Annotated in this window: 25 protein-coding genes and 1 tRNA gene; 14 read left to right on the forward strand and 12 right to left on the reverse strand. The window is 65.0% G+C overall.

Features of this window, described 5'->3' with window-relative positions:
• Complete coding sequence (locus BN972_RS22975) at positions 1 to 258, forward strand: DUF7218 family protein (protein WP_036363799.1); 258 nt, start codon at positions 1 to 3, stop codon at positions 256 to 258.
• A 7-nt stretch (positions 259 to 265) separates the two neighbouring features.
• Here BN972_RS22975 and BN972_RS29830 read toward each other — a convergent pair whose 3' ends face one another.
• A complete protein-coding gene (locus BN972_RS29830; RefSeq protein WP_167659595.1) occupies positions 266 to 430 on the reverse strand; it encodes a hypothetical protein in 165 nt (54 codons plus the stop codon).
• Between the two features lie 31 nt (positions 431 to 461).
• Positions 462 to 1022: a nucleotidyltransferase gene (locus tag BN972_RS22980; RefSeq protein ID WP_036362886.1), complete on the reverse strand. Its 561-nt coding sequence runs from the start codon at positions 1020 to 1022 to the stop codon at positions 462 to 464.
• Between the two features lie 135 nt (positions 1023 to 1157).
• On the opposite strand from BN972_RS22980, the gene BN972_RS22985 reads away from it, so the two are divergent.
• Together BN972_RS22985 and BN972_RS22990 are read left to right on the forward strand one after the other, a co-directional pair.
• Positions 1158 to 2105 (forward strand): acyl-CoA dehydrogenase family protein, encoded by a 948-nt coding sequence (locus tag BN972_RS22985; protein ID WP_036362890.1) that lies wholly within the window; start codon positions 1158 to 1160, stop codon positions 2103 to 2105.
• Complete coding sequence (locus BN972_RS22990) at positions 2102 to 2863, forward strand: endonuclease/exonuclease/phosphatase family protein (protein WP_036362893.1); 762 nt, start codon at positions 2102 to 2104, stop codon at positions 2861 to 2863. The genes BN972_RS22985 and BN972_RS22990 overlap by 4 nt, the downstream gene beginning before the upstream one ends.
• 1 nt (position 2864) lies before the next feature.
• Here BN972_RS22990 and BN972_RS29835 read toward each other — a convergent pair whose 3' ends face one another.
• Complete coding sequence (locus BN972_RS29835) at positions 2865 to 3035, reverse strand: hypothetical protein (protein WP_099051176.1); 171 nt, start codon at positions 3033 to 3035, stop codon at positions 2865 to 2867.
• A 39-nt stretch (positions 3036 to 3074) separates the two neighbouring features.
• Complete coding sequence (locus tag BN972_RS22995; RefSeq protein WP_036362896.1) at positions 3075 to 3614, reverse strand: cysteine hydrolase family protein; 540 nt, start codon at positions 3612 to 3614, stop codon at positions 3075 to 3077.
• Positions 3615 to 3742: 128 nt separating this feature from the next.
• Between BN972_RS22995 and BN972_RS27850 the strand changes: the two genes are divergently transcribed.
• From BN972_RS27850 to BN972_RS23030, 7 genes are all read left to right on the forward strand, one after another.
• Positions 3743 to 4054: a hypothetical protein gene (locus BN972_RS27850; RefSeq protein ID WP_051545735.1), complete on the forward strand. Its 312-nt coding sequence runs from the start codon at positions 3743 to 3745 to the stop codon at positions 4052 to 4054.
• Positions 4055 to 4170: 116 nt separating this feature from the next.
• The gene (locus BN972_RS23005) at positions 4171 to 4470 is read left to right on the forward strand and encodes a DUF4193 domain-containing protein (protein ID WP_036362899.1); all 300 of its coding nucleotides are present in this window, start codon (positions 4171 to 4173) and stop codon (positions 4468 to 4470) included.
• A 33-nt stretch (positions 4471 to 4503) separates the two neighbouring features.
• On the forward strand, positions 4504 to 5844 hold the full coding sequence (locus BN972_RS23010) for a cytochrome P450 (protein ID WP_099051177.1): 1341 nt from the start codon (positions 4504 to 4506) through the stop codon (positions 5842 to 5844).
• Positions 5845 to 5946: 102 nt separating this feature from the next.
• Complete coding sequence (locus BN972_RS23015) at positions 5947 to 6102, forward strand: hypothetical protein (RefSeq protein WP_099051209.1); 156 nt, start codon at positions 5947 to 5949, stop codon at positions 6100 to 6102.
• A 141-nt stretch (positions 6103 to 6243) separates the two neighbouring features.
• The gene (locus BN972_RS23020; RefSeq protein ID WP_036362907.1) at positions 6244 to 6798 is read left to right on the forward strand and encodes a hypothetical protein; all 555 of its coding nucleotides are present in this window, start codon (positions 6244 to 6246) and stop codon (positions 6796 to 6798) included.
• A gap of 19 nt (positions 6799 to 6817) precedes the next feature.
• Positions 6818 to 8140 (forward strand): Dyp-type peroxidase, encoded by a 1323-nt coding sequence (locus tag BN972_RS23025; RefSeq protein WP_036362910.1) that lies wholly within the window; start codon positions 6818 to 6820, stop codon positions 8138 to 8140.
• Between the two features lie 11 nt (positions 8141 to 8151).
• On the forward strand, positions 8152 to 9159 hold the full coding sequence (locus tag BN972_RS23030; RefSeq protein WP_036362913.1) for a hypothetical protein: 1008 nt from the start codon (positions 8152 to 8154) through the stop codon (positions 9157 to 9159).
• A 13-nt stretch (positions 9160 to 9172) separates the two neighbouring features.
• On the opposite strand, the gene BN972_RS27855 is transcribed toward BN972_RS23030, so the two are convergent.
• The 5 genes from BN972_RS27855 to ponA2 form a co-directional block, all read right to left on the reverse strand.
• Complete coding sequence (locus BN972_RS27855) at positions 9173 to 11167, reverse strand: PE domain-containing protein (protein ID WP_051545736.1); 1995 nt, start codon at positions 11165 to 11167, stop codon at positions 9173 to 9175.
• A 283-nt stretch (positions 11168 to 11450) separates the two neighbouring features.
• A tRNA-Pro gene (locus tag BN972_RS23045) sits at positions 11451 to 11524 on the reverse strand.
• Between the two features lie 61 nt (positions 11525 to 11585).
• Positions 11586 to 12701: an L-cysteine desulfhydrase Cds1 gene (gene cds1, locus BN972_RS23050; protein WP_036362916.1), complete on the reverse strand. Its 1116-nt coding sequence runs from the start codon at positions 12699 to 12701 to the stop codon at positions 11586 to 11588.
• Positions 12698 to 13657 carry a metallophosphoesterase gene (locus BN972_RS23055; RefSeq protein ID WP_036362919.1) on the reverse strand — a complete coding sequence of 320 codons (960 nt, stop codon included), beginning with the start codon at positions 13655 to 13657 and terminating at the stop codon, positions 12698 to 12700. Before BN972_RS23055 ends, cds1 begins: the two co-directional genes overlap by 4 nt.
• Positions 13658 to 13714: 57 nt before the next feature.
• Positions 13715 to 16159: a transglycosylase/D,D-transpeptidase PonA2 gene (gene ponA2, locus BN972_RS23060; protein WP_036362923.1), complete on the reverse strand. Its 2445-nt coding sequence runs from the start codon at positions 16157 to 16159 to the stop codon at positions 13715 to 13717.
• A 359-nt stretch (positions 16160 to 16518) separates the two neighbouring features.
• Here ponA2 and BN972_RS23065 point away from each other — a divergent pair, with 359 nt between their 5' ends.
• Entirely contained in the window at positions 16519 to 16869 is a 351-nt protein-coding gene (locus BN972_RS23065; RefSeq protein WP_036362926.1) for a WhiB family transcriptional regulator, read from the forward strand.
• A 498-nt stretch (positions 16870 to 17367) separates the two neighbouring features.
• Here BN972_RS23065 and BN972_RS23070 read toward each other — a convergent pair whose 3' ends face one another.
• Both BN972_RS23070 and BN972_RS23075 read right to left on the reverse strand, forming a co-directional pair.
• The gene (locus tag BN972_RS23070; protein WP_036362929.1) at positions 17368 to 18510 is read right to left on the reverse strand and encodes an ArsA family ATPase; all 1143 of its coding nucleotides are present in this window, start codon (positions 18508 to 18510) and stop codon (positions 17368 to 17370) included.
• The gene (locus BN972_RS23075; protein WP_036362932.1) at positions 18507 to 19529 is read right to left on the reverse strand and encodes an ArsA family ATPase; all 1023 of its coding nucleotides are present in this window, start codon (positions 19527 to 19529) and stop codon (positions 18507 to 18509) included. Before BN972_RS23075 ends, BN972_RS23070 begins: the two co-directional genes overlap by 4 nt.
• A gap of 40 nt (positions 19530 to 19569) precedes the next feature.
• Here BN972_RS23075 and BN972_RS28945 point away from each other — a divergent pair, with 40 nt between their 5' ends.
• From BN972_RS28945 to BN972_RS23085, 3 genes are read left to right on the forward strand one after another with little or no spacing between them, the layout of a single operon-like run.
• Positions 19570 to 19731, forward strand: a complete 162-nt coding sequence (locus BN972_RS28945) for a DUF4177 domain-containing protein (protein WP_099051178.1) — start codon at positions 19570 to 19572, stop codon at positions 19729 to 19731.
• A 9-nt stretch (positions 19732 to 19740) separates the two neighbouring features.
• The gene (locus BN972_RS23080; RefSeq protein ID WP_036362935.1) at positions 19741 to 20196 is read left to right on the forward strand and encodes a RidA family protein; all 456 of its coding nucleotides are present in this window, start codon (positions 19741 to 19743) and stop codon (positions 20194 to 20196) included.
• A 5-nt stretch (positions 20197 to 20201) separates the two neighbouring features.
• Entirely contained in the window at positions 20202 to 20993 is a 792-nt protein-coding gene (locus BN972_RS23085; RefSeq protein WP_036362938.1) for an MBL fold metallo-hydrolase, read from the forward strand.
• Here the strand turns inward: BN972_RS23085 and BN972_RS23090 are convergent.
• Positions 20990 to 21259, reverse strand: a complete 270-nt coding sequence (locus BN972_RS23090) for a GreA/GreB family elongation factor (RefSeq protein ID WP_080697155.1) — start codon at positions 21257 to 21259, stop codon at positions 20990 to 20992. The two genes, BN972_RS23085 and BN972_RS23090, sit on opposite strands and share 4 nt — an antisense overlap.
• Positions 21260 to 21513: the final 254 nt, after the last annotated feature.

The following is a 21513-nucleotide window of genomic DNA, read 5'->3' on the forward strand; positions in this document are numbered from 1 at the left end:
GTGCCGAATTCGTCGATCAAGAACGAAAAGCTCTACAAAGACCTGCGGAAAAAGGGTGACTCCAAGGAGAAAGCCGCGCGCATCTCGAACGCGGCCGCCGGGCAGGGGAAATCAAAGGTCAGCCGCAAGGGCGGCAAGTCCGGTTCCTACGAGGACTGGACGGTCACAGATCTGAAAAAGCGCGCCAAAGAGCTTGGCATGTCCGGTTATTCAAGCCTGACCAAGGACAAGCTGGTCGCCAAGCTGCGCAACCACTAGGCCTCCGTCAGTCCGGCGGCTCCTGCTCCGGTTCGGGGTCCCGGACCGGAGCCTGCTCACGCTCGGTGGCGTTGCCGGGTACATTCTCCTCCCGGCGCTCGTCGGTGACGTTTTTCTGCATCTGGTCGACGACCTCCTCGAGGTCGTCGTCGCGGCTTGGCAGTGAATCCATGGTTGTCTGAGGTACCCGGGGTCGGCCGGTTTTACTCGCGCAGACCCAAGCGACTCGCCAGCACCAGAAACGCCGCAGCGAAGTCGTTGTCCGCGGTGTCTTCCTCGATCTGATCCCAGTCCAGCTGCTCCCGGATCGCCCGTGCGGCCGGAATCAGCTTGGTGAAGTCGCAGTAATGCTCGGTTAGGGCACGCAGCTTCTGGATGAACACCGTCGTGGGGGGCAGCACCGGCATCGGCACGGCAAGCACCACGCGTTCTTCGGCGACGTCCAACACCGCCGGCTCGACGACTTGACCATTGACCCGATGCAACACGTCAACCACGACTTCACCGAGGTGGGCCTTGAACAGCCAGTCTTCGGGAGGCCGCTCAATGGTGAAACCGGCCTTACCCAGCACGGTGGCGGCGGCCGATACATCGGACTCGGCGACAACGAAGTCGACGTCGTGGGTGGGCTCCGGCGCGCCATAGGCCCACAGGGCGTAGCTGCCGGCAAGAGCGAACGGCGGCCCGTGCTCCTTGAGGGCCGACGCCGCCGAGCGCAGCGCCTCGCGCAGCTCGGTGCAGTGCGGATCCGTCGTTGAGGCCATCGTTGCTAGGGCATACCCCCGCTGATCCTGGGTGCAACCTGTCGGCCGCTGTGTCCTCCACAACCGTTTAATCGGAGGTTGAACGGGAAAGTTTTCTTATATGTCAACCGCAACGTCGCGTGAGGCGAGGCCGCGATGACTGCTGGACTGGTGCAGCACTGGCTGGAGTCTGGGCGGCTGGAGTTGCCGTTGCCAGCGTCCGGCTACACCGCCGAACGGTGGCAACGCCTCGCGCGCCTGGCCGAGGACGACATCGCGGCCGCTCGTATCGCCGAAGCCCACGTCGATGCGGTCGCGATCCTGCACGAGCTGGGTGGCAAGCCACCGGAAGCCAATCAGTTGTGGAGTGTCTGGGCGGCCGAGGCTCCGGACGCGGTGCTTAATGCAGTGAACATCGCAGGCGACGAATTCGTTCTCAACGGCGTCAAGGTGTGGTGCTCGGGGGCCGGGTTCTGCTCGAACGCCCTGGTGACAGCCGTCATCGAAGACGGCGAACTCGGACTGTTCGCGGTCACCCTGACCGATCCCGGCGTCAAACCGCTGCCCAGCACCTGGTGGAACCCCGGCATGGCCGGCAGTGACACCCGCTCGGTGCAGTTCAACAATGTGCACGCCATCCTGGTCGGCGAGCCGGGCGACTACCTGACCCGCGCCGGTTTCTGGCACGGTGCGATCGGCGTGGCCGCCTGTTGGTTGGGCGGCGCCCGCAGGGTCGCCGACCCGCTGTATCGCTGCGCGAGTAGCGAATCGGCCGACGCGTACGCGCTGGCGCACCTGGGTGCGGTGGATGCCGCGCTGGCCGCGGGCGAGGCGATGCTGGCCGTAGCGGCGGCACAAGTCGACGCGGACCCGTTCGACCGGGCGGGTAGCGCCCAACTGTTGGCCCGGCGGGTGCGAGCGGTGGTGGAACACGCCGTCGACGAGGCGATCACTCGCACCGGCCGCGCGCTGGGACCGGGACCCCTTTGTGAGGACGGGCGGCACGCCCAGCGGGTCGCCGATCTGACCATCTACATACGCCAAAGTCACGCCGAGCGTGACCTGGCCGAACTCGGACGGCTGGCCGGGCGGCGCAGCAGTTGAGGGTCGCTACCTTCAACATCCTGCACGGCCGCACGGTCGGCGACGGGGTGGACCTGGAGCTCCTGCGGGAGTGCGTGCATCGCCTCGACCCCGACGTGCTCGCCCTCCAAGAGGTGGACTTCGACCAGCCCCGATCCGGAAGGGCGGATCTGACCGCCGCGGCCGCCGAGGCGATGAACGCCGTTGAGCACCGCTTCGTGGCGGCCATCGCCGGCACCCCCGGCGCGACGTGGATGGCCGCCACCGGCCGCGAACAACCCGGCACCGCCGCGTACGGAATCGCGCTGCTGTCGCGGTATCCGGCAACCAGCTGGCAGGTAGTACGGTTCCCGCGCATTCCAATCCGCTTCCCGATGTACCTGCCGGGACCCAACAAAGTGATGATGGTCAACGAGGAACCGCGCGCGGCGGTCATAGCTCGGTTGCAGACCCCGCTGGGGGTAATGACCGTGGCCAACACCCACCTGTCATTCGTGCCGGGGTGGAACCGTCGACAACTGCGGCGGCTCGTCCGAGACCTGCGCGGCCTCCCCGGCCCGCGGCTGTTGATGGGAGATCTCAACCTCCCGCCGTCAGTCGTGCACCGTTGGTCGGGCATGCGACCACTGGCGTCGGCGACAACGTTTCCCGCGCCCGCACCCGATCGTCAACTCGACCACATTCTCACCGACGACCGCGAACTCCGCTCGGGTGCCGCGACGGCGGAGTTAATGCCCATTTCCGACCACCGACCGCTCGTGGTCGATCTACACCGGTGACTCAGCCGTCCTGGCTGCGGGCTTCCGCGCCGGTCTCCCCGGCATCGAAGTCGTCATCTGAGGCGGTGCGCCCCACGTAGTTGCCGTCAGACTCGCGACCGGCGCGTGATTTGGACTCGTGGTCCTCGGATTCGACGTCGGACTCGGCCTTTTCGGCATCAGGGCCAAACATTGGATACCTTTCCTGGATCAGGTCGTTGTGCTGCGTGGGTTATGGCAGGCAGCGGTCGGCGGGCAGTAATTCGGCGCTCATGTTGCTTTCCATCATCTTCAGCGCCGCAGCACCCAACTCGCTGTCGATATGGGCGACCGCATCGCGTGGAACCACGACGTCGTAGTGGCGGAGGTAACCGTCGAGGGCGCTGTAGAGGATGCACTGCTCGGTGACCTGCCCGGCCAGCACGATCCGCTCGGTCTCGAGCCGATGCAGCAGATAGTCCAAAGCGGTCGAATAGAACACGCTATGACGCACCTTGGTGACGATCCTGGCGCCGGGTTCAGGAATCAACGGTTTGACCAACTCGGGCCGCTTGCCCTCCAGCGCGCTGTTGATGATCGCGCGGTGGTCGGCGGTGAAGTCACCGTGGTTGTCGTTGACATAGATGAGATCGACACCGTCGTGGGACTTCGCCTTGTCGATCAGCCCGACCAGGGGGTCGATGATATCTGCGACGTTGTCTGCCAACGGTTCTGCGTCGGGATGGTCGTAGTCGTTGAACATGTCGATGACAAGGACGGCCGTTTTACTCACAGACGACTAGTACCCGCTCTGCGGCAACTCAATAGGCATCGGTCAAACCGGCCAAAAGTGATGCCGCAGCAACTATATCTATAGGATATAGTAACCATAATTTGTTATCGCGATCACCAGGAGCGGGCATGGTTTACATCGGAACGGACACCGTGGCTGCTGGCCGCGCGGTGGCAGGCGAGCAGGACGAGCGGACGGTCAGCATTCCCGGCGTGCTGTCCGCCGGCGTCTGGACGGTTGGATTGGCCATCGGGCTGATGGCGATGGCCACCGGGCACGACCTGTTGGCCGGAGTAGCTCTGGTGCTTGCCATCGCGTCGCCCTGGTTCGGCTTGGCCTGGGTTTCGCACAATCAGCGGAACGCCTTTCGCCGGCAACGCAGTGCCGCGCGGACCACGCCGGTAGCCCCCTACGCCGGCGGCTGGCCGGGCCGCTATTAGCAGATGCGTAGATTTTCCCGCGCGCGGGTGTGAGCTGGTTTCGAACGGGGTACTGCCTGTGCCAACGGGCGACCGCCAAGGGGTCGCGAAGCCCGGTCACAGCAGGAGGGAATGCCATGCCTACCATCAGCGATTACGACGCACGCCGAGTGACCGAGGCTGACGCAGCCGACGGATCCCCGTTGAGCGAGCTGGGCCCGATGCCGAAGCTCGCCACTGCCGTCGTCGACGATGACCTCAATGACGCTCCCTTCTTTGAACTTCCGGGTGCGGACCTGTCGGGTGAAGAACTGTCGGTGGTGGTCATCCCGCAGCGCTCCGACGAGTTCACTTGCTCGAGCTGTTTCCTGGTTCAGCACCGCAACAGGCTGCGGATGTCCAGCGGCGGGCGGCAGATCTGCGCCGATTGCATCTGAGGTCGTCATTGACCCAGGCGCTGGCGCCGTGTTGTGTCGACAATCGTGGCAGCGCCCCTGAGCCCACCGCCGGGCCTACCCGCCCCACGCGGGTTCCGAAGCGCCGCAGCGGCGGCGTACGCAGTGGCATATCTCGCCGGCGGCGAGCGTCGGATGCTGCGGTTGATCCGCCGATACGGGCCCATCATGACGATGCCCATTCTCAGCCTGGGCGACGTCGCGATCGTGTCCGATCCAGCGCTCGCCAAGGAAGTCTTCACGGCGCCGGCCGACGTGTTGCTGGGAGGCGAAGGAGTCGGTCCCGCCGCGGCCATCTACGGTGCCGGATCGATGTTCGTGCAAGAGGAGCCGGAACATCAACGCCGCCGCCGGCTGCTGGCCCCGCCTTTGCACGGTGCGGCGCTCAGCAGCTACGTGCCGATCATCGAGGCATCCACCCGAGCGGCGATGCGCAACTGGCCGGTGGACCGGCCCTTCGAGATGCTGCACGCGGCGCGCGCCCTGATGCTCGACGTGATCGTCAAGGTGATCTTCGGCGTCGCCGATCCCGACGAAGTGCGCCGGCTGGGGCAACCGTTCGAGCGGTTGCTGAACCTCGGTGTCTCCGAACAATTGACCGTCCGCTACGCCTTACGTCGGTTGGGCACCCTGCGGGTCTGGCCCGGCCGGGCCCGGGCTAACCGCGAGATCGACGACGTCGTCATGCCGTTGATCGCTGCGCGCCGCAGCGATCCGCTGCTGGCCGAGCAGCGCGACATCCTGGCGCTGCTCATCTGCGCGCGGGGTGAGGACGCAGAGTTGCTGTCCGACAGCGAGATTCGTGACGACCTGATCACCTTGATGCTGGCCGGACATGAAACCACCGCGACCACGCTGGCATGGGTGTTCGACCTGTTGCTGCACCATCCCGACGCGATGCGAAGGGTGCAGGAAGAAGCCCGCGAGGGCGGGGAGGCGTTCACAACGGCGGTGATCGACGAGACGCTGCGGGTCCGGCCGCCGGCCCCGTTTACGGCGAGAGTCGCCGCGCAGCCGTTCCCCATCGGAGGTTATCTGGTCGACGCCGGAACCCGGATCGTTGTCCATATCATCGCCATCAACCGCAATCCCGCCGTCTACGACCATCCGAACCAGTTCCGCCCGGAGAGGTTTTTGGGTGTTCGTCCCCAGACGTACGCGTGGGTCCCGTTCGGAGGCGGCGTCAAACGGTGTCTGGGCGCGGCGTTTTCGATGCGCGAATTGATCACCGTGCTGCACGTGCTGCTGCGCGAAGGAGAGTTCACCGCCGCCGACGCCGTGCCCGAGACGATCGTGCGACGATCCATCATGCTCGCGCCGCGGCACGGCACCAGGGTGCGGTATAGCCCCCGCTAGGTTTACAGAACTGTTGTCATGTATTGCGATTGGACCCGCGCACAGCTGGGTAATCCGCAGGTGGGTCGGCTATTGCACAGCGTTCAACAGAAGGGGCGCGACATGATTATTCTGGGGATCATCCTATTGTTGGTCGGGTATTTCACCGGCATTAGCATCCTTTACACGATTGGCGGCATTCTCGTGCTCGTCGGCGTCGTGTTGTGGATCCTGGGGGCCGTCGGGCGCCCGGTGGGTGGCCGAAGGGTCTGGTTCTAGCTGCTTTTAGGCGTCCAGTATCCAGTTGCCGTGACAACGGGGTCGATGCGGCAACTGGATACTGGCATGTTGGTTAATCGCTAGGTAATGCGCAGTCCCCGTGTTATTTTGGCGCGTATCGGTACTACGGAAGAGGCCGACATGGCGAATGCCCGTTGGGACCAACCTGCCGCACTCGCCATCCCGAAGGGTGGCTATTTTGTTGCCGAGCGGGGCCGGTATGGGCCGGCGTTTCCCCGGACGCCCGCGTGCTACGGGTTCTCCATCATCGCGAAGGTGAAGGAAGGCCGTGAGGACGTCATCCGGGAGCACGGCAAGACCATCGAAGAAGCCATCACCGCCGACCCCGAATTCCTCGCGCCGTTGCGACTCCACTACCTGCGGTGGCTGCTTTTCGATGTCGGCGGTGGTTTGCATTTCCAGTACCAAGGAATCTTCGACACCGATTTCGACAAATACACCGAAGACGCCGTCATGCTTTTTGGCAAGTCGGGAATCAACACCGTCTTCACTAACCTCGAGGGATTTCCGGAGGACTGGAAGGAAAATCCGGAATCGTTCGTGAAATTCGTGCGGGAGCACCACTTTCCCAGCTTCTTGGAGTACGGCGAGTATCCGTACGTCACCGCCGACGAGATCAAGAAGGCGCTACGTCTCAAGGACGCATTCTCGACAATGCTCGATCAGATGCAGTGAGGTCGCCGGATAAGCGGACATGTTGGAACTGGACGACATTCAGCACATACTGCTGACACGCACGCCGGCGCTCACCGGGCGTTACGAGTTCCTCACTTTCGACGACCCTCGCGCCGGACGGGCGTGGCTGACCGAACTGCTCGACGTCGTTCAATCAGCGGCTGATGTCCGAGCCACGGTAGACAACTCGCGCCGATGGGTGACCCTGGCGTTCACCTGGACCGGGTTGCGGGCGCTTGGGATTGCGCACGACGCACTCGACACCTTCCCTGATGCGTTCCGCGAGGGCATGGCAGCGCGAGCCGACATTCTTGGCGACACCGGCGCCAACCATCCGCGCCACTGGCTCGGCGGATTGGCCAGTGCGGATCTGCACGCCATCGCCATCCTGTTCGCCCGTGACGACACCGAGTCGCGACGCTGCATCGACGAACACGACGCCCTGCTTGCCCGGTGTCCTGGGGTGCGTTCGCTGTCCCATCTCGAACTCAACGCCACGCCGCCGTTCGACTACGCTCATGACCACTTCGGCTTCCGCGACCGGCTTTCCCAGCCGGTGATCAAGGGCTCAGGTGAGGAGCCGACTCCCGGATCGGGCGACCCTCTGGAACCCGGCGAGTTCATCTTGGGCTATCCAGACGAAGAGGGGGTATGCCTCGCGAATCTTCCTGAGCCGCATGTGTTGTCACGCAACGGCAGCTTCATGGCCTACCGCAGATTGCAGGAACATGTCGGACTTTTCCGGGAATACCTCGGTGCCAATGCCGCAACACCCGAGGAACAGGAACTCCTGGCGGCGAAGTTCATGGGCCGGTGGCGCAGCGGTGCGCCACTGGTGCTCGCTCCGACCCACGACGATCCCACGCTCGGCGCCGACCCGATGCGCAACAACGACTTCGACTACGGTCAGATGGACCCATTCGGCTACGCCTGTCCGCTGGGTGCGCACGCTCGCCGACTCAATCCCCGCGACACAGCGCACAATATGAACCGTCGCCGGATGATTCGCCGCGGCGCCACCTACGGGCCAGCACTCCCCGACGGCGCGCCCGACGACGGAGTCGACCGGGGGATCGCGGCCTTCATCATCTGCGCAAACCTGGTGCGCCAGTTCGAATTCGCGCAGAACGTCTGGATCAACGACAAGACTTTCCACGAGCTCGGCAACGAACACGATCCGATCTGTGGAACACAGGACGGCACCCTGGATTTCACCGTGCCCAAACGTCCAATTCGCAAGGTGCACAAAGGACTACCGGCATTCACCACTCTGCGCGGCGGGGCCTATGTCTTCTTGCCGGGGCTCAATGCCCTGCGCTATATTGCCGGCCTCACCAACTAAAGGGGCGTAGCATGGGCCGACCCGCACGCACTTATAACCAGAGCCACACGCCCCGGCCACGCGACCGACGTCGGCGCGTCAGTATCTATTGGACCTGGAGCTACCCGTGGGAAGCCCAACGGGACCCGGCGGCAATGGAAAACCGATTCTCCACCATCACCGAAGTGCGGACCGTCGCGTGGCCGGCCTACGAAACACCGGAGTACGGCGCGGCGAATTTCTTGCAAGGGATCGCCGGCACCCTCGAACTGTTCCACCGCTCCACGCTGGACTTCCAGCAATTAGTCGGCGAACTCACCGGGCACCCCGTTGCAATTTTTCAGCGCGTCGACCAAGCCGGGTACCACCTACCCATCGACGAGCGAATACTCGCCGACACCGACACACTCATGGTGTTCGGGCTCGATCATCTGGCATCCGCTCAGAACGCCGACTCCGCTGAAGCCGAGGCCATCAAGCGCTGGCTGCAACGCGAAGGCACCTGCCTCGTGCTGGCGCCCCATCACGACGTCGGCTTCACCGACGATCTAGCCCAACGACAGGTCGAATACGAACATCACGGCGACCGCCTGGTGCCGCGTCAACAACGATTCACCGCGTACACGCGATCGCTCATGGCGGCATTAAACGTGCCGGTGCACAACACTTGGGGCTTGCGGCCCGCCTTGATCGACGCCACGCGAGACATTGTGCCGCTGAACGGCTTTCGAGATCTCGACGAACTCGGTCTACTGCGGGAGGTGACGACGCTGAATTTTCATCAGCACCTCCCGCACTACGAGTTGACTCGGCCGGAGGACGCTTCGCTGCGGGTCCTGGGCCGGCAGCAGATCGACCCGGTGCGGCCGCACCCCTTCACGGCCGCGGGCAACACCGAATTCAACGCGCTGATCTGGCTCCCGCCCGAAGGCACCCGGGCAGGCGACATCGTGCTGATCGACTCGACCCACTTCACCACGCTGTTCGGCGGCACCGAAAGCCTGCGCAACCTGTGGCGAAATCTCGCCACCATGCGGTAGCGCGTCTTTTGGGTCAGATGAACGGGTTCAGTACCGGCGGGATGATCTGGTTGCCGGTCACGCCGGTGAAGCGGACAAAGATCTGCGCGGGAATATTGAGGGCCTGGTAGACGCCGGCGCCGAGCCACGACACGGGTAGCTGCAGGAAGCTGGGCACCGAGTCGACGATGCCTTGGATCGGGGAGTAGACCAGGTACGGAATCGTCGCAGCGACCGTGCGCGAATCCAGGATCAAGTTCGTTGCAATGTCGGGGTAACCCTGGGCGGCGAAGTCGGCACTCAGCACGCTGAACAAGTTGGTGCCGGTGGCGGGTGGCGGCAATGCAGGGTTGACGTAGGTGCCCGCGAAGCTGGCATCCGTCAGGGGCGCACCCTGCATGTAGCCCGGCGTCTGCAGGCCGAATTGATCCAGAATCGTCGGCGTCGTATCGACGATCTGCCACGAATTGTTGATCCAACCGTCGAAGGCGTCGTTGCCGGCCGGATCCCACATGAGGAATGTCGCTGTCTCTAAAGGCGATTGGAAGCCGTGACCGCGGCCGAACTGGTTAGGGTCGATGTGGCCGTGGTCGGTGACGATGAGGGTGGTCCACTCCTCGCCGTGCGCAAGCTCCCAATCGGCGACTGCTCCCAAAACGCCTGAGCCGCCTACGGTTTGCTGACCTAGCTGCGCATCCATATTTCGTAGGGCCGCTGTGTACTCGGGGGAGGCGCCGCCGTATGCATGGCCCATTTCGTCGACACCGACGAAGTAAGAGAAGATGAGATTGCCCTTGTCGGCGGGCGAGTCCATGATCGCGTTGCGGGTCAACTGGGTGACCTGGGCTTGAGATGCAAACCAGTACGGGTCATCCGCGGAGTGCCCGACGAAGTGGACGGTGTCGGCAGGGAACGCCCCGGCGCCGGCTATGTCGGTGATCACCGGCCAATTACCGATGACCGTGGTATTGATGTTGTCGCCGTAGGTGCCCTCGAGGTGGTTGTACACCGTCGGCCAGTTGTCATAGGTCCACGGGGTGAAGACGTTGTTGGTGACACCCGCCGTCTCGCTCCACACGCCGGTTTGAATGGTCGTCCACGAGGGGTTGGAGACGCTCGTGTGTCCGACGATTGTTGATGCGGCGGTAGTGCTCTGCAGCATGAACTGGTGGAAGTTGGGGGTGCCGTCGGGGCCGGAGCCGAGCGCCAGGATTCTGCTCAGGTTCGTGCCGTCCGTGCCGATCAATAGGAAGTTTTCGTCCGGCGCAGTTGCCAGGAGGGCCGCAAGGGCATTTGCGTCGGACGGCACGAACAGCGTGTTACCCATGCCGAAGCCGCCGGCGCCGTTGGCGCCCGGGGAGCTGAACAGGGACAGGGCGCGGCCGCCGAGCCCACCGAATCCGTAGGTAATCGTGCCGACACCGCCGGTGCCGCCGGCTCCGCCGTTGCCCCACAGCAGCCCGCCGGTGCCGCCGTTGCCGCCGATTCCGCGGTTGATACCGCCGGTGCCGCCGATGCCCCCGTTGCCAATCAAACCGGCATTGCCGCCGCGCCCGCCAGCCTGACCCGCGGCGCCCGAACCACCCATGCCGCCATTGCCCCACAACAGGCCGCCGTCCCCACCGGCTTGACCCGTCCCCGCGACGCCGTTGGCGCCGTCACCGATCAGCGGACGCCCCAACAACAGGTTCGTCGGGGCATTGATAGCACCCAGAATTTGGTCGGCGACAGGCTGCAGCGCGCCGAGGTTGGCCGTTTCAGCGGCCGCGTACGCCCCACTGGCGGCTCTGAGCGCCTGGGCGAATTGCTCCTGAAGTCCGGCCACCTGCGCGCTGAGCGTCTGATATTCCTGCGCGTAGCCGGAGAACAGCGATGCGATCGCCGTCGACACTTCGTCACTCGCGGCGGCCATCAGCGTGCTCGTCGGCGCCAAGGCCGCCAGGTTCGCCGCTTTCGTCCAGTTGGCTATGCCTGCGGCCTGCGTCGCTGCCGCTGTCATCACGTCCGGGGTAGCGATCAGGTACGGCATCGTGGTCCTCCTGCCTGGCAACTTCGCCAACGGACGATGTGACGTTGCCCATAATGGCACGATTCCCGGCGCTTGTGATCGAGAAAAAATATGAGTACGAATGATTTTGGAGTGTTTGCTCCCGTCCAGCCCAGCGGCATCCGAATCATCGACGGGGCCGACGCCAGCTAACCCGCGACGGCGCCGGGACCACCAACCCGCAACGTCTTCTACTGGCCGGCAGAAGAAAAAGCCCGAACCCTAAACGAGGGTCCGGACTGTTCCGATGTCGCTCATCACAGAGTCGGGGTGGCGGGATTCGAACCCACGGCCTCTTCGTCCCGAACGAAGCGCGCTACCAAGCTGCGCCACACCCCGCATGAAGCCTCGACAGCCTATCGCACCGCGGCTGCGACCTCCCAAACGGCAGGTCGGTGCCTCAGTTCCACCGGCAGCTCCGCTCAAATTCGACCAGGGCCTGGGCGGGCCCGCTCGGATCCAATCCCTGCGCGGCCACCCACTCGTCGTTGAAGTACGTGTCCGAATAGCGGTCGCCGCTGTCGGCCAGCAAGGTGACCACCGAACCATTGCGGCCTTCGGCGACCATCTCGGCCAGCAGTCCAAAGGCGCCCCACAGGTTGGTGCCTGTCGAGGGACCCACCCGGCGCCCTAACACGGCACTCACGTGACGCGAAGCCGCGATCGACGCCGCGTCGGGCACCGAAACCATCCGGTCGACCACCGAGGGCAGAAACGACGGCTCTACCCGCGGCCTGCCGATGCCCTCGATCCGCGACGACGCACCCGTCGTGACGTCTGGCCGGCTGTCGGCGTAGGCGGGGAAGAATGCGGACTTTTCCGGGTCGACGACGCACAACCGGGTAGCGTGCCGTCGGTACCGGATGTAGCGGCCAATCGTCGCGCTGGTGCCCCCGGTGCCGGCGCCCACCACGATCCAGCTGGGTATCGGGTGCGATTCCTCGGCCATCTGCTGATAGATGGACTCCGCGATGTTGTTGTTGCCTCGCCAATCCGTGGCGCGCTCGGCGTTGGTGAACTGATCCAGGTAGTGGCCGCCCGTCTCGGCGGCAACCCGTGCCGCCTCGGCGTAGACCTCGCTGGACTTCTCGACGAAATGGCAACGGCCGCCGTGTGATTCGATCAACGCGATCTTGGCCGCGCTGGTGGCTTCGGGCATCACGGCAACGAACGGCAACCCCAGCAATGCGGCGAAATACGCTTCGGACACCGCCGTGGAACCCGACGAGGCCTCGACCACGGTGGTTCCCTCATCGATCCATCCGTTGCACAGCGCGTACAGAAACAGCGACCGGGCCAGCCGGTGCTTGAGGCTTCCGGTGATGTGCGTCGTCTCGTCTTTGAGGTAGAGCGCCACCTGGGCGCCGGGGCCCTCAGCCGACCAGGCCGACGGCAGGGGATAGCGCAGTAGATGAGTGTCGGCGCTGCGGCGTGCATCGGCTTCGATCAGCCGGATGGCGTTGTCGGCCCAGGCACGGGGCTGACTGCGGACCGCAATGCGGGTCCGCTCTGTCAACGCACCGAAACGGTTGGCTGCGAGCGACCGAGGTTGCTGGTCGCGTCCCGGTCACCCATCGGGGTGGCGATCAGGGTCAGCAGGGTGGCTTCGGGCCGGCAGCAGAACCGCACCGGCGCGAACGGCGAGGTCCCGATGCCCGCCGAGACGTGCAGGAGTGTGTTCGCGCCCCACCGGGACGTTCCCTTGGCCCGGGAGCGGTCCAGACCGCAGTTGGTCACGATGGCTCCATAGAACGGCAGGCACAGCTGGCCACCGTGAGTGTGTCCGGCCATCACCAGTTGGTAGCCGTCGGCGGCGAAGCGGTCCAGAACCCGCGGTTCGGGCGAGTGCGTCAGGCCCAGCCGCAGGTTGGCCGCCGGACTGGCCGGCCCGGCGATGGTGTCGTAGCGGTCCCGGTCGATATGGGGATCATCGACTCCCGCGGCGGCGATGTGCAGACCGGCAACCTCGAATTCGCGGCGGGTGTGGGTCATGTCCAGCCAGCCACGTTCGGTGAAGGCCGCACGCAGGTCCTGCCAGGGCAACGGTTCGCCGCGCACCCGGTGACCCGGGTTGCTCAAGTAGTTGAGCGGGTTCTTGGGGCGAGGACCGAAGTAGTCGTTGCTGCCGAAGACGAAAACCCCGGGCCGGGAGAGCAGGTCGCCCAGCGACTGGACCACGGCCGGCACAGCCTTGGGGTGGGCCAGGTTGTCGCCGGTGTTGACCACGAGATCGGGGTCCCAGCTGGCCAGCTCACGCAACCAGGCCTGCTTGCGCCGCTGGTTGGGCGTCATGTGCAGGTCACTGATGTGCAGCACCCGCAGAGGTGTGGAACCCGGACTCAGGACGGGAATCGTCACCTCGCGCAGCACGAACGCGTTCCGCTCCACTAGCGCGGCATAACCCACCCCCGCGACCGCCGAGCCCAGGGCGGCGGCGCCGGTTCGTAGCAACACGGGCAACACTTCAGGCATGACGGCAAGTTTACTGCCGGTATGTCGCTTGACGCGCGTGTCTGGCGCGAACCACGCCTATGGCGGCGGCGGCGCCCCTCCCGGTGGCGGTGGAGGTGGAGGTGCCAGCAGCGGAATCGTGATCGGCGGCAGCCCAGGTATCTCGACCACCTGGGATCCGACGACCTCCGGCGGCAACCCACCGTCCGGCGGTGGCGGAGGTGGTGGCGGGATGCCATTACTGATTTGGATGGTCACGATCGACCCTGGGATCGTCTGCCCGGTGGGCGAAGTTCCGACCACCTCGCCGTACTTGGCAGAGCTGTTGACCGAGTTGGGCTGGTCGGCGACCTGGAACCCGGCGTCGCGCAGGCGCTGTCGGGCTTGGTCGACGTCGAGGCCGGCCACACTGGGCACCCGCCCGGCGGGCGAGCCGTCTACGTAGCGTGGATCGGTGGGCGGCAGGTGCACCTCGCCGAAATTGTTCGCGATCGGCTGTAGCGCGGTGAACCAGGTGCGGGCGGGCTCGTTACCGCCGTAGAGGTCGCCGCTGCCGCAGTGCCGAAGCGGACCCGAACACAGGTCGGTCGGGGACGGCGAGTCGTCGTAGATGTAGTTGGCCGCGGCGTAGCGGTTGGTGAAGCCCACGAAACCGGAGGAGCGGTGCGCTTCGGTGGTACCGGTCTTGCCGGACATCGGCAGGTTCCAGCCTGCCGCCCCGGCCGAACCCGCCGCCGTGCCGCTGCCCACGGCGTCCTTGCTCATCGCGTTGGCGAGGGTGTTGGCCAGCCCTTCGGGTACTACCTGCTCGCAGGTCTCGGTGGTGACCGAGACCTCGTTGCCGTTGCGGTCGATGAGCTTGTCGATCGGATTCGGCGGGCACCACATGCCGCCAGAGGCGAGCGTGGCCGCCACATTGGACAGCTCCAGCGCGTTGACCTCGATCGGCCCCAGCGTGAACGAGCCGATGTTCTGCCGCTTGACGAAGTCGGCCAGGCTCTCGTTGCTGTCCGGGTTGTAGTCCCGGGCGGTGCCAGGGTTCGCGTAGGAGCGCAGACCGAGCTTGATGGCCATGTCGACCGCGCGGGACACGCCGATTTGCGAGATCAGCTTGGCGAATGCGGTGTTGGGTGAGGTGGCCAGTGCGTCGGTCACGTTCATCGACCCGCGATAGTTCCCGGCGTTGACGACGCACCAGGTGTCCTTCGGGCAGCCTTTCGCCCCGCCACTGCCGAGGCCCTTGGCCTGGAAGCGGGGCGGCACGTCCAGGTTGGCGTTGATCCCCATGCCCATGTCCATGGCGGCGGCGGTGGTGAAGAGCTTGAAGATCGACCCGGCGCCATCGCCGACCAGGGAGAACGGTTGCGGACGCATGGTCTCGCCGGCCTCGGTGTCCAGCCCGTATTTACGGTTGCTGGCCATCGCCACCACTTTGTGAGACGTCTTACCCGGCAGGATCACGCTCATCACGCTCGAGATGCCGGACAGCGTCGGGGGAGCGAACTTGTCGATGGCCGCCTTCACCGGAATCTGCACGTCGGGGTCCAGCGTGGTGCGGATCAAGTAGCCACCCCTGGCCACCTGTTCCTTACTTATACCGGCGCGCGAGAGGTATTCCTGGACGTAGTCACAGAAGAACGCCCGGTCGCCGGCGGCGATGCAGCCGCGAGGTAACTCGTTGGGCTGCGGCAGGATGCCGAGCGGCTGGGCCTTGGCCGCCCGCAGCGCTTCCGCCTCGGCCGGGATGTTCTCGATCATGGTGTCCAGCACCAGATTTCGCCGGGCCAGCGCACCTTCGGGGTTGGTGTAGGGGTTCAGTGCGCTGGTCGACTGCACCATGCCGGCCAGTAGCGCCGCCTGCTGCCAGTTCAGGTCGATCGCGTTCACGCCGAAATAGGTTTGCGCTGCGTCCTGCACCCCGAATGAGTTATTCCCGAACGACACCAGGTTCAGGTAGCGGGTCAGAATCTCTGGCTTGGTGAAGGTCTTGTCCAACGTGAGGGCCATGCGGATCTCGCGCAGCTTGCGTGCCGGAGTGGTTTCCACAGCCGCGCGCTTCTCCGCGTCGGTCTGGGCGGTGACGAGCAGCTGGTAGTTCTTGACATACTGCTGTTCGATGGTCGAGCCGCCGCGGGTGTCGACGTCACCCGAGGCGTAACCGGCCAAGCCGGTCAATGTGCCCTTCCAGTCCACGCCGTTGTGATCGGCGAACCGCTTGTCCTCGATGGAGACGATCGCCAGCTTCATCGTGTTGGCGATCTTGTCGGAGGGAACCTCGAAGCGGCGCTGAGAATAAAGCCATGCGATGGTATTGCCCTTCGCGTCGACCATCGTCGACACCGCGGGGACTTGGCCCTCCAGCAGCTGCGCCGAGCCGTTGGCCACAACCTCCGAGGCGCGGTTGGACATGAGTCCGATGCCGCCGGCGAAGGGGAACATCAACGCAGTGGCCACGACGCTGGCCAGCAAGCAAAAGCCGGCCAACTTCAACAGCGTGATTGCGACCGGGGGACGCTCGGACATGCGTACTACAGTAGCGACCCCTTCTGACGGTGCCGCGCCGCGCGGGTGGGAAAAAATTCTTTAGCAGGTGTCGTACTATTCCGCTACCCCTGTTTGGGGCTAAACTTACGGCGACGTCACTGGTCAGAGCCCCAAAATGGGACAGGCAGAGTCTGTTTTCCCCGGCCGCCCGGTGCGAGACGGGACGATCGTCCCAGAAAAAGCGTTATCGGACTGTTGCGCAATTGCCACCTGACCACCTAACTTATATCTGCAGTGAGATTCAGGTAACACCGATGCGCGCAGTGTGGGCCAAATCGCTTATCGGCTGGAACCGGGTTTGGCGGTCGCGACAGCGGCCGGGAGGAAGGGAACAGCTCGTGTCAGGAACACGTCCGGGCGCACGGAGGACCAACCTCACGTCCACGGGTAACCTTCTCCGCAGCGTCGAGGCTGAGGAGCGCATCACCTGGGTGTCGCAGGCTCTCTGCCGGGCAACCGATCCCGACGAACTCTTCGTACGTGGCGCCGCCCAGCGCAAGGCCGCCGTGATCTGCCGTCACTGCCCGGTAATGCAGGAATGTGCCGCGGACGCCCTGGACAACAAGGTGGAGTTCGGCGTGTGGGGCGGCATGACGGAGCGCCAGCGTCGTGCACTGCTCAAGCAGCACCCCGAGGTGGTTTCCTGGTCGGACTACCTGGACAAGCGCAAGCGCCGCAACATCATCTGAACCCTCTCAGGACGCCCCTGCCGAGTCGGCGGGGGCGGTCGCTTGTCATTGCGACTGTGTTACAAGTTAGCTTGTCGCACCATCAGAGATAAGCCGTTGTCCCAGCTCAGGGCAGCTTTTCCGGTCGTCGGACAGCTGTCCGGATCGAGTGGCCGTTAGATCGGCGTCGAATAACGCCTCGTGCTGACGGCATCGTCGCTGGTGGAAGCCCGAACACCGGCCGTACCGGTCGCGCATTCTCGGCGGCGAAGCCGGTGGCGTCGGCGATGAAGCGATTCAGGCGAGGTTCGCCGGTAGGACGAGGCAACCGGGCACGCCGCCACTGGACGGTATATCATTACTTTTTTATTACAACTTAGCTGAGCATAGTAAATTTTAGAGCGTGTTTGCCCAGCTCAAGGCCGTTTTTGGCAGCATTTCGATAATTAAGCGCTCAATGTGATCTTGAATCGACGTCGAATATCACCGGGTGCCGGGGCATTACCGCAGTTCAGGACCTCAGGCAGAGGTGATCTGGTCAGCGAGGGCGCGCAGCGCTTCCAGGTCTGAGACGTCGAACGGCAGCGACGGCACTCCGACTATCGGCACGTGTGGGTTGGCCCCGGTGAAGCGGGACAGCAACCGGATCTCCCGCTTGGCGGTCTGCGCGCGGTCGGCATGAATGTGCAGGACCGCCGCCGCCAGGGCCGCTGCTTCGGAGTCGGCTCCCTCGGTCTCGAGCTTCTCGGCCGCGTCGATGGCCCGCTCGACGGGCAACGAGCACAAGGTCGGGTGGGTGCGGTTCAGCACCAGTCCCGCCAGCGGCATCCCCTCCTGGGACAGCCGGTCGACGAAGAACGATGCCTCCCGCAACGCGTCGGGTTCGGCGGCCGAGACGACCACGAACTGGGTGCCACGCCGCTTCAGTAACGCATAGGTGCGGTCGGCCTTCTCCCGGAAGCCGCCGAACGTCGCGTCCAGTGACTGCACGAACGCAGCGGCGTCGCCCAGCATCTGGGAGCCGAGAATCGTCGACATCGCCTTCATGGCCAAACCCATCGCTCCGGTCACCAGCCTGCCGATGCCCCGGCCGGGCGCCAACAACAACCGCCACAAGCGACTGTCCATAAAACTGCCCAGCCGCGTGGGCGCGTCCAGGAAATCCAGTGCGTTGCGCGACGGCGGGGTGTCGACCACGATCAGATCCCAACGGTCCTGCGCCAAGAGCTGCCCGAGTTTCTCCATGGCCATGTACTCTTGCGTGCCGGCCAGCGACGTGGCGACGGTCTGATAGAACTGGTTGTCCAGAATCGACTGTGCGCGAGCCGATCCCGAGTACTGCACCACCATCTCGTCGAAGGTGCGCCGCATGTCCAGCATCATCGCGTGCAGCTCGCCGGGAACCTCGGGCGCCAGCGGTACGCGCTGTGGCGTGTTACCAAGATCGTTGACGCCCAACGCTTGTGCGAGTCGCTTGGCGGGGTCGATGGTCAAAACCACTACGGTGCGCCCATATTCGGCCGCGCGCAGCGCAATCGCCGCTGCGGTCGTGGTTTTGCCGACCCCGCCCGCGCCGCAGCAGACCACGACGCGGTTGCTGGTGTCGGCCAAGATGGCCGCCATGTCCAGTGGCGTCGGCTTGTGTGGCGGCGGCGTGGTCATCGAACCCCCTGCTGTGCAAGTACTTCCGAGAGCTCGTACAGACTTCCCAAGTCGACGCCGTCGGAAATGGTGGGTAACTCGAGCCGCGGAACCTGCAGTGCATCGAGTTGTTGAGCCGTCTCCGAACGGGCCGAGATCCGGGTGGCGTGCTGGATGGTCTCGGTGAGCAGTCCGGCGAAATCCGCCTCGTCCAGTTCGACCCCGGCCATCGCCAAACCAGAGCGCACCGAGTCCGCATCGACCACACCCTCCGCGGCCTTGGTGAGATCACCGGGCTCGAGGTACGCCGGGATATTGCGATTGACGATCACGCTGCCGATCGGCAGTTCCATCTCGGCCAATTCCTCGATGGCTTCCATCGTTTCCTGAACCGGCAACGCTTCCAGCAGCGTGACGAGGTGGATGGCGGTCTGATCGGAATGCAGTAGCTTGACCACGCCCTCGGCCTGGGAGTGGACCGGTCCGCCCTTGGCCAGATCCGAGACCGCCTTGGTGACGTCCAGGAAGCGGGCGATGCGGCCGGTCGGGGGAGCGTCGACCACGATTGCGTCGTAAAGCGGTATCCGGTTCTTGTCAACCCGGATCACGGTCTCTTTGATCTTGCCGGTGAGCAGCACGTCGCGTAGGCCGGGAGCGATCGTGGTGGCGAATTCGATCGCGCCGATGCGCCGCATTGCCCGGCCCGCGATGCCGAGGTTGTAGAACATGTCGAGGTATTCCAGGAATGCGGCCTCGATGTCGATCGCCAGGGCGTTGACCTGGCCGCCGCGTTCGGCCGTCGCGATCTTTACTTCCTGGTAGGGCAGTGGCGGGACATCGAAGAGCTGCGCAATCCCTTGCCGCCCTTCAACTTCGACCAGCAGGACCTTTCGTCCGCCGGCGGCCAGGGTCAACGCCAGGGCCGCGGCGATGGTCGACTTTCCGGTACCGCCTTTTCCGGTGACGAAGTGCAGGCGGGCCTTGGACAGGCGCGTTGGCCACCCGACGGAACTACCGCCGCTAGAAGTGTTTGCCACCATCGCATGCTAGCCGTTGCGGTTTGGCCGATAAGCTCGCGGCATGACCCAACCCACCACATGGGAGTACGCGACGGTTCCGCTGCTGACCCACGCCACCAAGCAGATCCTCGACCAATGGGGCGCCGACGGCTGGGAGCTGGTCTCGGTGTTGCCCGGGCCCACCGGTGAGCAGCACGTGGCGTACCTGAAACGCCCCAAGTAAGGCCGCGGGATGAGCGCGAAAGCTCGCCTGCAGCAGCTTGGCATCGCACTGCCGGAGGTGGCGGCGCCGCTGGCCGCCTACGTGCCGGCGGTGCGCACCGGCAACCTCGTCTACACCGCCGGGCAGCTGCCGTTTGAGGCCGGCAAACTGACGCACACCGGAAAGGTCGGCGGTGAGGTCACCCCGGAACAAGGCAAAGCGCTGGCGCGAATCTGCGCGCTCAACGCGTTGGCCGCGGTGGATTCGCTGGTGGGGCTCGACTCGGTGACCCAAGTGGTGAAGGTCGTGGGGTTCGTCGCCTCGGCCCCCGGCTTCCACGGGCAACCGGGCGTCGTCAACGGTGCATCCAACTTGCTCGCTGAGGTGTTCGGCGAGCGCGGCGCGCACGCACGCTCGGCCGTCGGGGTCGGCGAGCTCCCGCTGGACGCGCCGGTGGAGGTCGAGCTGATCGTCGAGGTCGGTTAGCGGCTGTGGCCGAGGCAGTCGAGACCCTGACGCATCCCGCCTACGGTCAGCTGCGGCCGGTCACCGACACGGCATCGGTCCTACTGGCCGACAATCCCGGGTTGATGACGCTGGAAGGCACCAACACCTGGGTGTTGCGCGGCCCGCGCAGTGACGAGCTGGTGATCGTGGACCCCGGGCCGGACGACGACGAGCACATCGCACGGGTGGCGGCGCTGGGCCGCATCACCTTGGTGTTGATCAGTCACCGGCACCCGGATCACACCGATGGCATCGACAAGCTGGTCGAACTGACCGGGGCCACCGTCCGGTCCGCCGGCAGCGGGTTTCTGCGCGGCTTCGGTGGCCATCTCATCGACGGCGAGGTCATCGACGCCGCCGGCCTGAAGATCAAGGTGATGGCCACCCCCGGCCACACCGCCGACTCGCTGAGCTTCGTGCTCGACGACGCGGTACTGACCGCCGACACGGTGCTCGGGCGCGGCACCACCGTCATGGACAAGGAAGACGGCAAACTCACCGACTATATGGAGTCACTGCAGCGGCTCCGCGGGCTCGGCCGCAGGACGGTGTTGCCCGGCCACGGTCCCGACCTCGGCGATTTGGAAACTGTGGCGCAGGGATACCTCGTCCACCGGCAGGAGCGGCTGGAGCAGGTGCGCGCCGCGCTGCGTGAACTCGGTGAGGACGCCGGTGCCCGGCAGATCGTCGAGCACGTATACACCGACGTCGACGAGAAACTTTGGGACGCAGCCGAGTGGTCGGTGCAGGTGCAACTCGATTATCTGCGCGCCTAGCGGCCTCCCACGTCGACATCGATGAGCGTCACCGGGATCGGCTCGCTGCCGGAAAGCACCACCTGGCGCTGGTCTCCCGGACGCGCCCCTACGATGGCCCGCCCGATCGGTGAACGCAGCGGGTAGAGCTTCCTGTCGGTGTCGCAGGCGCCGTAACCGCCGAGCATGAAAGTCTCGGTGCGTCCGCTGCGGTCATAGCGAACGGTAAGCACCGTGCCCGGTTCGGCGACCTCGGTCTGCGCTGGAACACGTTGTGCGGCAGTCATTTCCACGATACCTCCCGGTATTGACGACTAATTCGGTCGTTGATTTCATTGTCCGCCAACGGGAGTGCGCGCGATTGCGCTGACGTGACAACGGGGCGACGGTCGATTGTCGTGCTTGGACAACTCCCGCAACACCGATAGCGTCGTGGCCACCCGCGGAGCTGCATTCGGCCGACCTGGATCGGTTGCCGGCCATCGCGACGGGTCGGCCTCCGACCCGGCCGAACACCCCACCAGCTAAACGCCCGGCGGTA

The sequence above is a fragment of the Mycobacterium asiaticum DSM 44297 genome (assembly GCF_000613245.1).
GTDB classification, from domain to species: Bacteria; Actinomycetota; Actinomycetes; order Mycobacteriales; family Mycobacteriaceae; genus Mycobacterium; species Mycobacterium asiaticum.

What these genes read in the sequence shown, in the direction of transcription:
- BN972_RS29830 (WP_167659595.1), bottom strand. Translation starts at nt 430, where the DNA reads ATGGATTCACTGCCAAGCCGCGACGACGACCTCGAGGAGGTCGTCGAC.
- BN972_RS22980 (WP_036362886.1), bottom strand. Translation starts at nt 1,022, where the DNA reads ATGGCCTCAACGACGGATCCGCACTGCACCGAGCTGCGCGAGGCGCTG.
- BN972_RS22985 (WP_036362890.1), top strand. Translation starts at nt 1,158, where the DNA reads ATGACTGCTGGACTGGTGCAGCACTGGCTGGAGTCTGGGCGGCTGGAG.
- BN972_RS29835 (WP_099051176.1), bottom strand. Translation starts at nt 3,035, where the DNA reads ATGTTTGGCCCTGATGCCGAAAAGGCCGAGTCCGACGTCGAATCCGAG.
- BN972_RS27850 (WP_051545735.1), top strand. Translation starts at nt 3,743, where the DNA reads ATGGTTTACATCGGAACGGACACCGTGGCTGCTGGCCGCGCGGTGGCA.
- BN972_RS23005 (WP_036362899.1), top strand. Translation starts at nt 4,171, where the DNA reads ATGCCTACCATCAGCGATTACGACGCACGCCGAGTGACCGAGGCTGAC.
- BN972_RS23015 (WP_099051209.1), top strand. Translation starts at nt 5,947, where the DNA reads ATGATTATTCTGGGGATCATCCTATTGTTGGTCGGGTATTTCACCGGC.
- BN972_RS23020 (WP_036362907.1), top strand. Translation starts at nt 6,244, where the DNA reads ATGGCGAATGCCCGTTGGGACCAACCTGCCGCACTCGCCATCCCGAAG.
- BN972_RS23025 (WP_036362910.1), top strand. Translation starts at nt 6,818, where the DNA reads ATGTTGGAACTGGACGACATTCAGCACATACTGCTGACACGCACGCCG.
- BN972_RS23030 (WP_036362913.1), top strand. Translation starts at nt 8,152, where the DNA reads ATGGGCCGACCCGCACGCACTTATAACCAGAGCCACACGCCCCGGCCA.
- BN972_RS27855 (WP_051545736.1), bottom strand. Translation starts at nt 11,167, where the DNA reads ATGCCGTACCTGATCGCTACCCCGGACGTGATGACAGCGGCAGCGACG.
- BN972_RS23055 (WP_036362919.1), bottom strand. Translation starts at nt 13,657, where the DNA reads ATGCCTGAAGTGTTGCCCGTGTTGCTACGAACCGGCGCCGCCGCCCTG.
- ponA2 (WP_036362923.1), bottom strand. Translation starts at nt 16,159, where the DNA reads ATGTCCGAGCGTCCCCCGGTCGCAATCACGCTGTTGAAGTTGGCCGGC.
- BN972_RS23070 (WP_036362929.1), bottom strand. Translation starts at nt 18,510, where the DNA reads ATGACCACGCCGCCGCCACACAAGCCGACGCCACTGGACATGGCGGCC.
- BN972_RS23075 (WP_036362932.1), bottom strand. Translation starts at nt 19,529, where the DNA reads ATGGTGGCAAACACTTCTAGCGGCGGTAGTTCCGTCGGGTGGCCAACG.
- BN972_RS28945 (WP_099051178.1), top strand. Translation starts at nt 19,570, where the DNA reads ATGACCCAACCCACCACATGGGAGTACGCGACGGTTCCGCTGCTGACC.
- BN972_RS23080 (WP_036362935.1), top strand. Translation starts at nt 19,741, where the DNA reads ATGAGCGCGAAAGCTCGCCTGCAGCAGCTTGGCATCGCACTGCCGGAG.
- BN972_RS23090 (WP_080697155.1), bottom strand. Translation starts at nt 21,259, where the DNA reads ATGACTGCCGCACAACGTGTTCCAGCGCAGACCGAGGTCGCCGAACCG.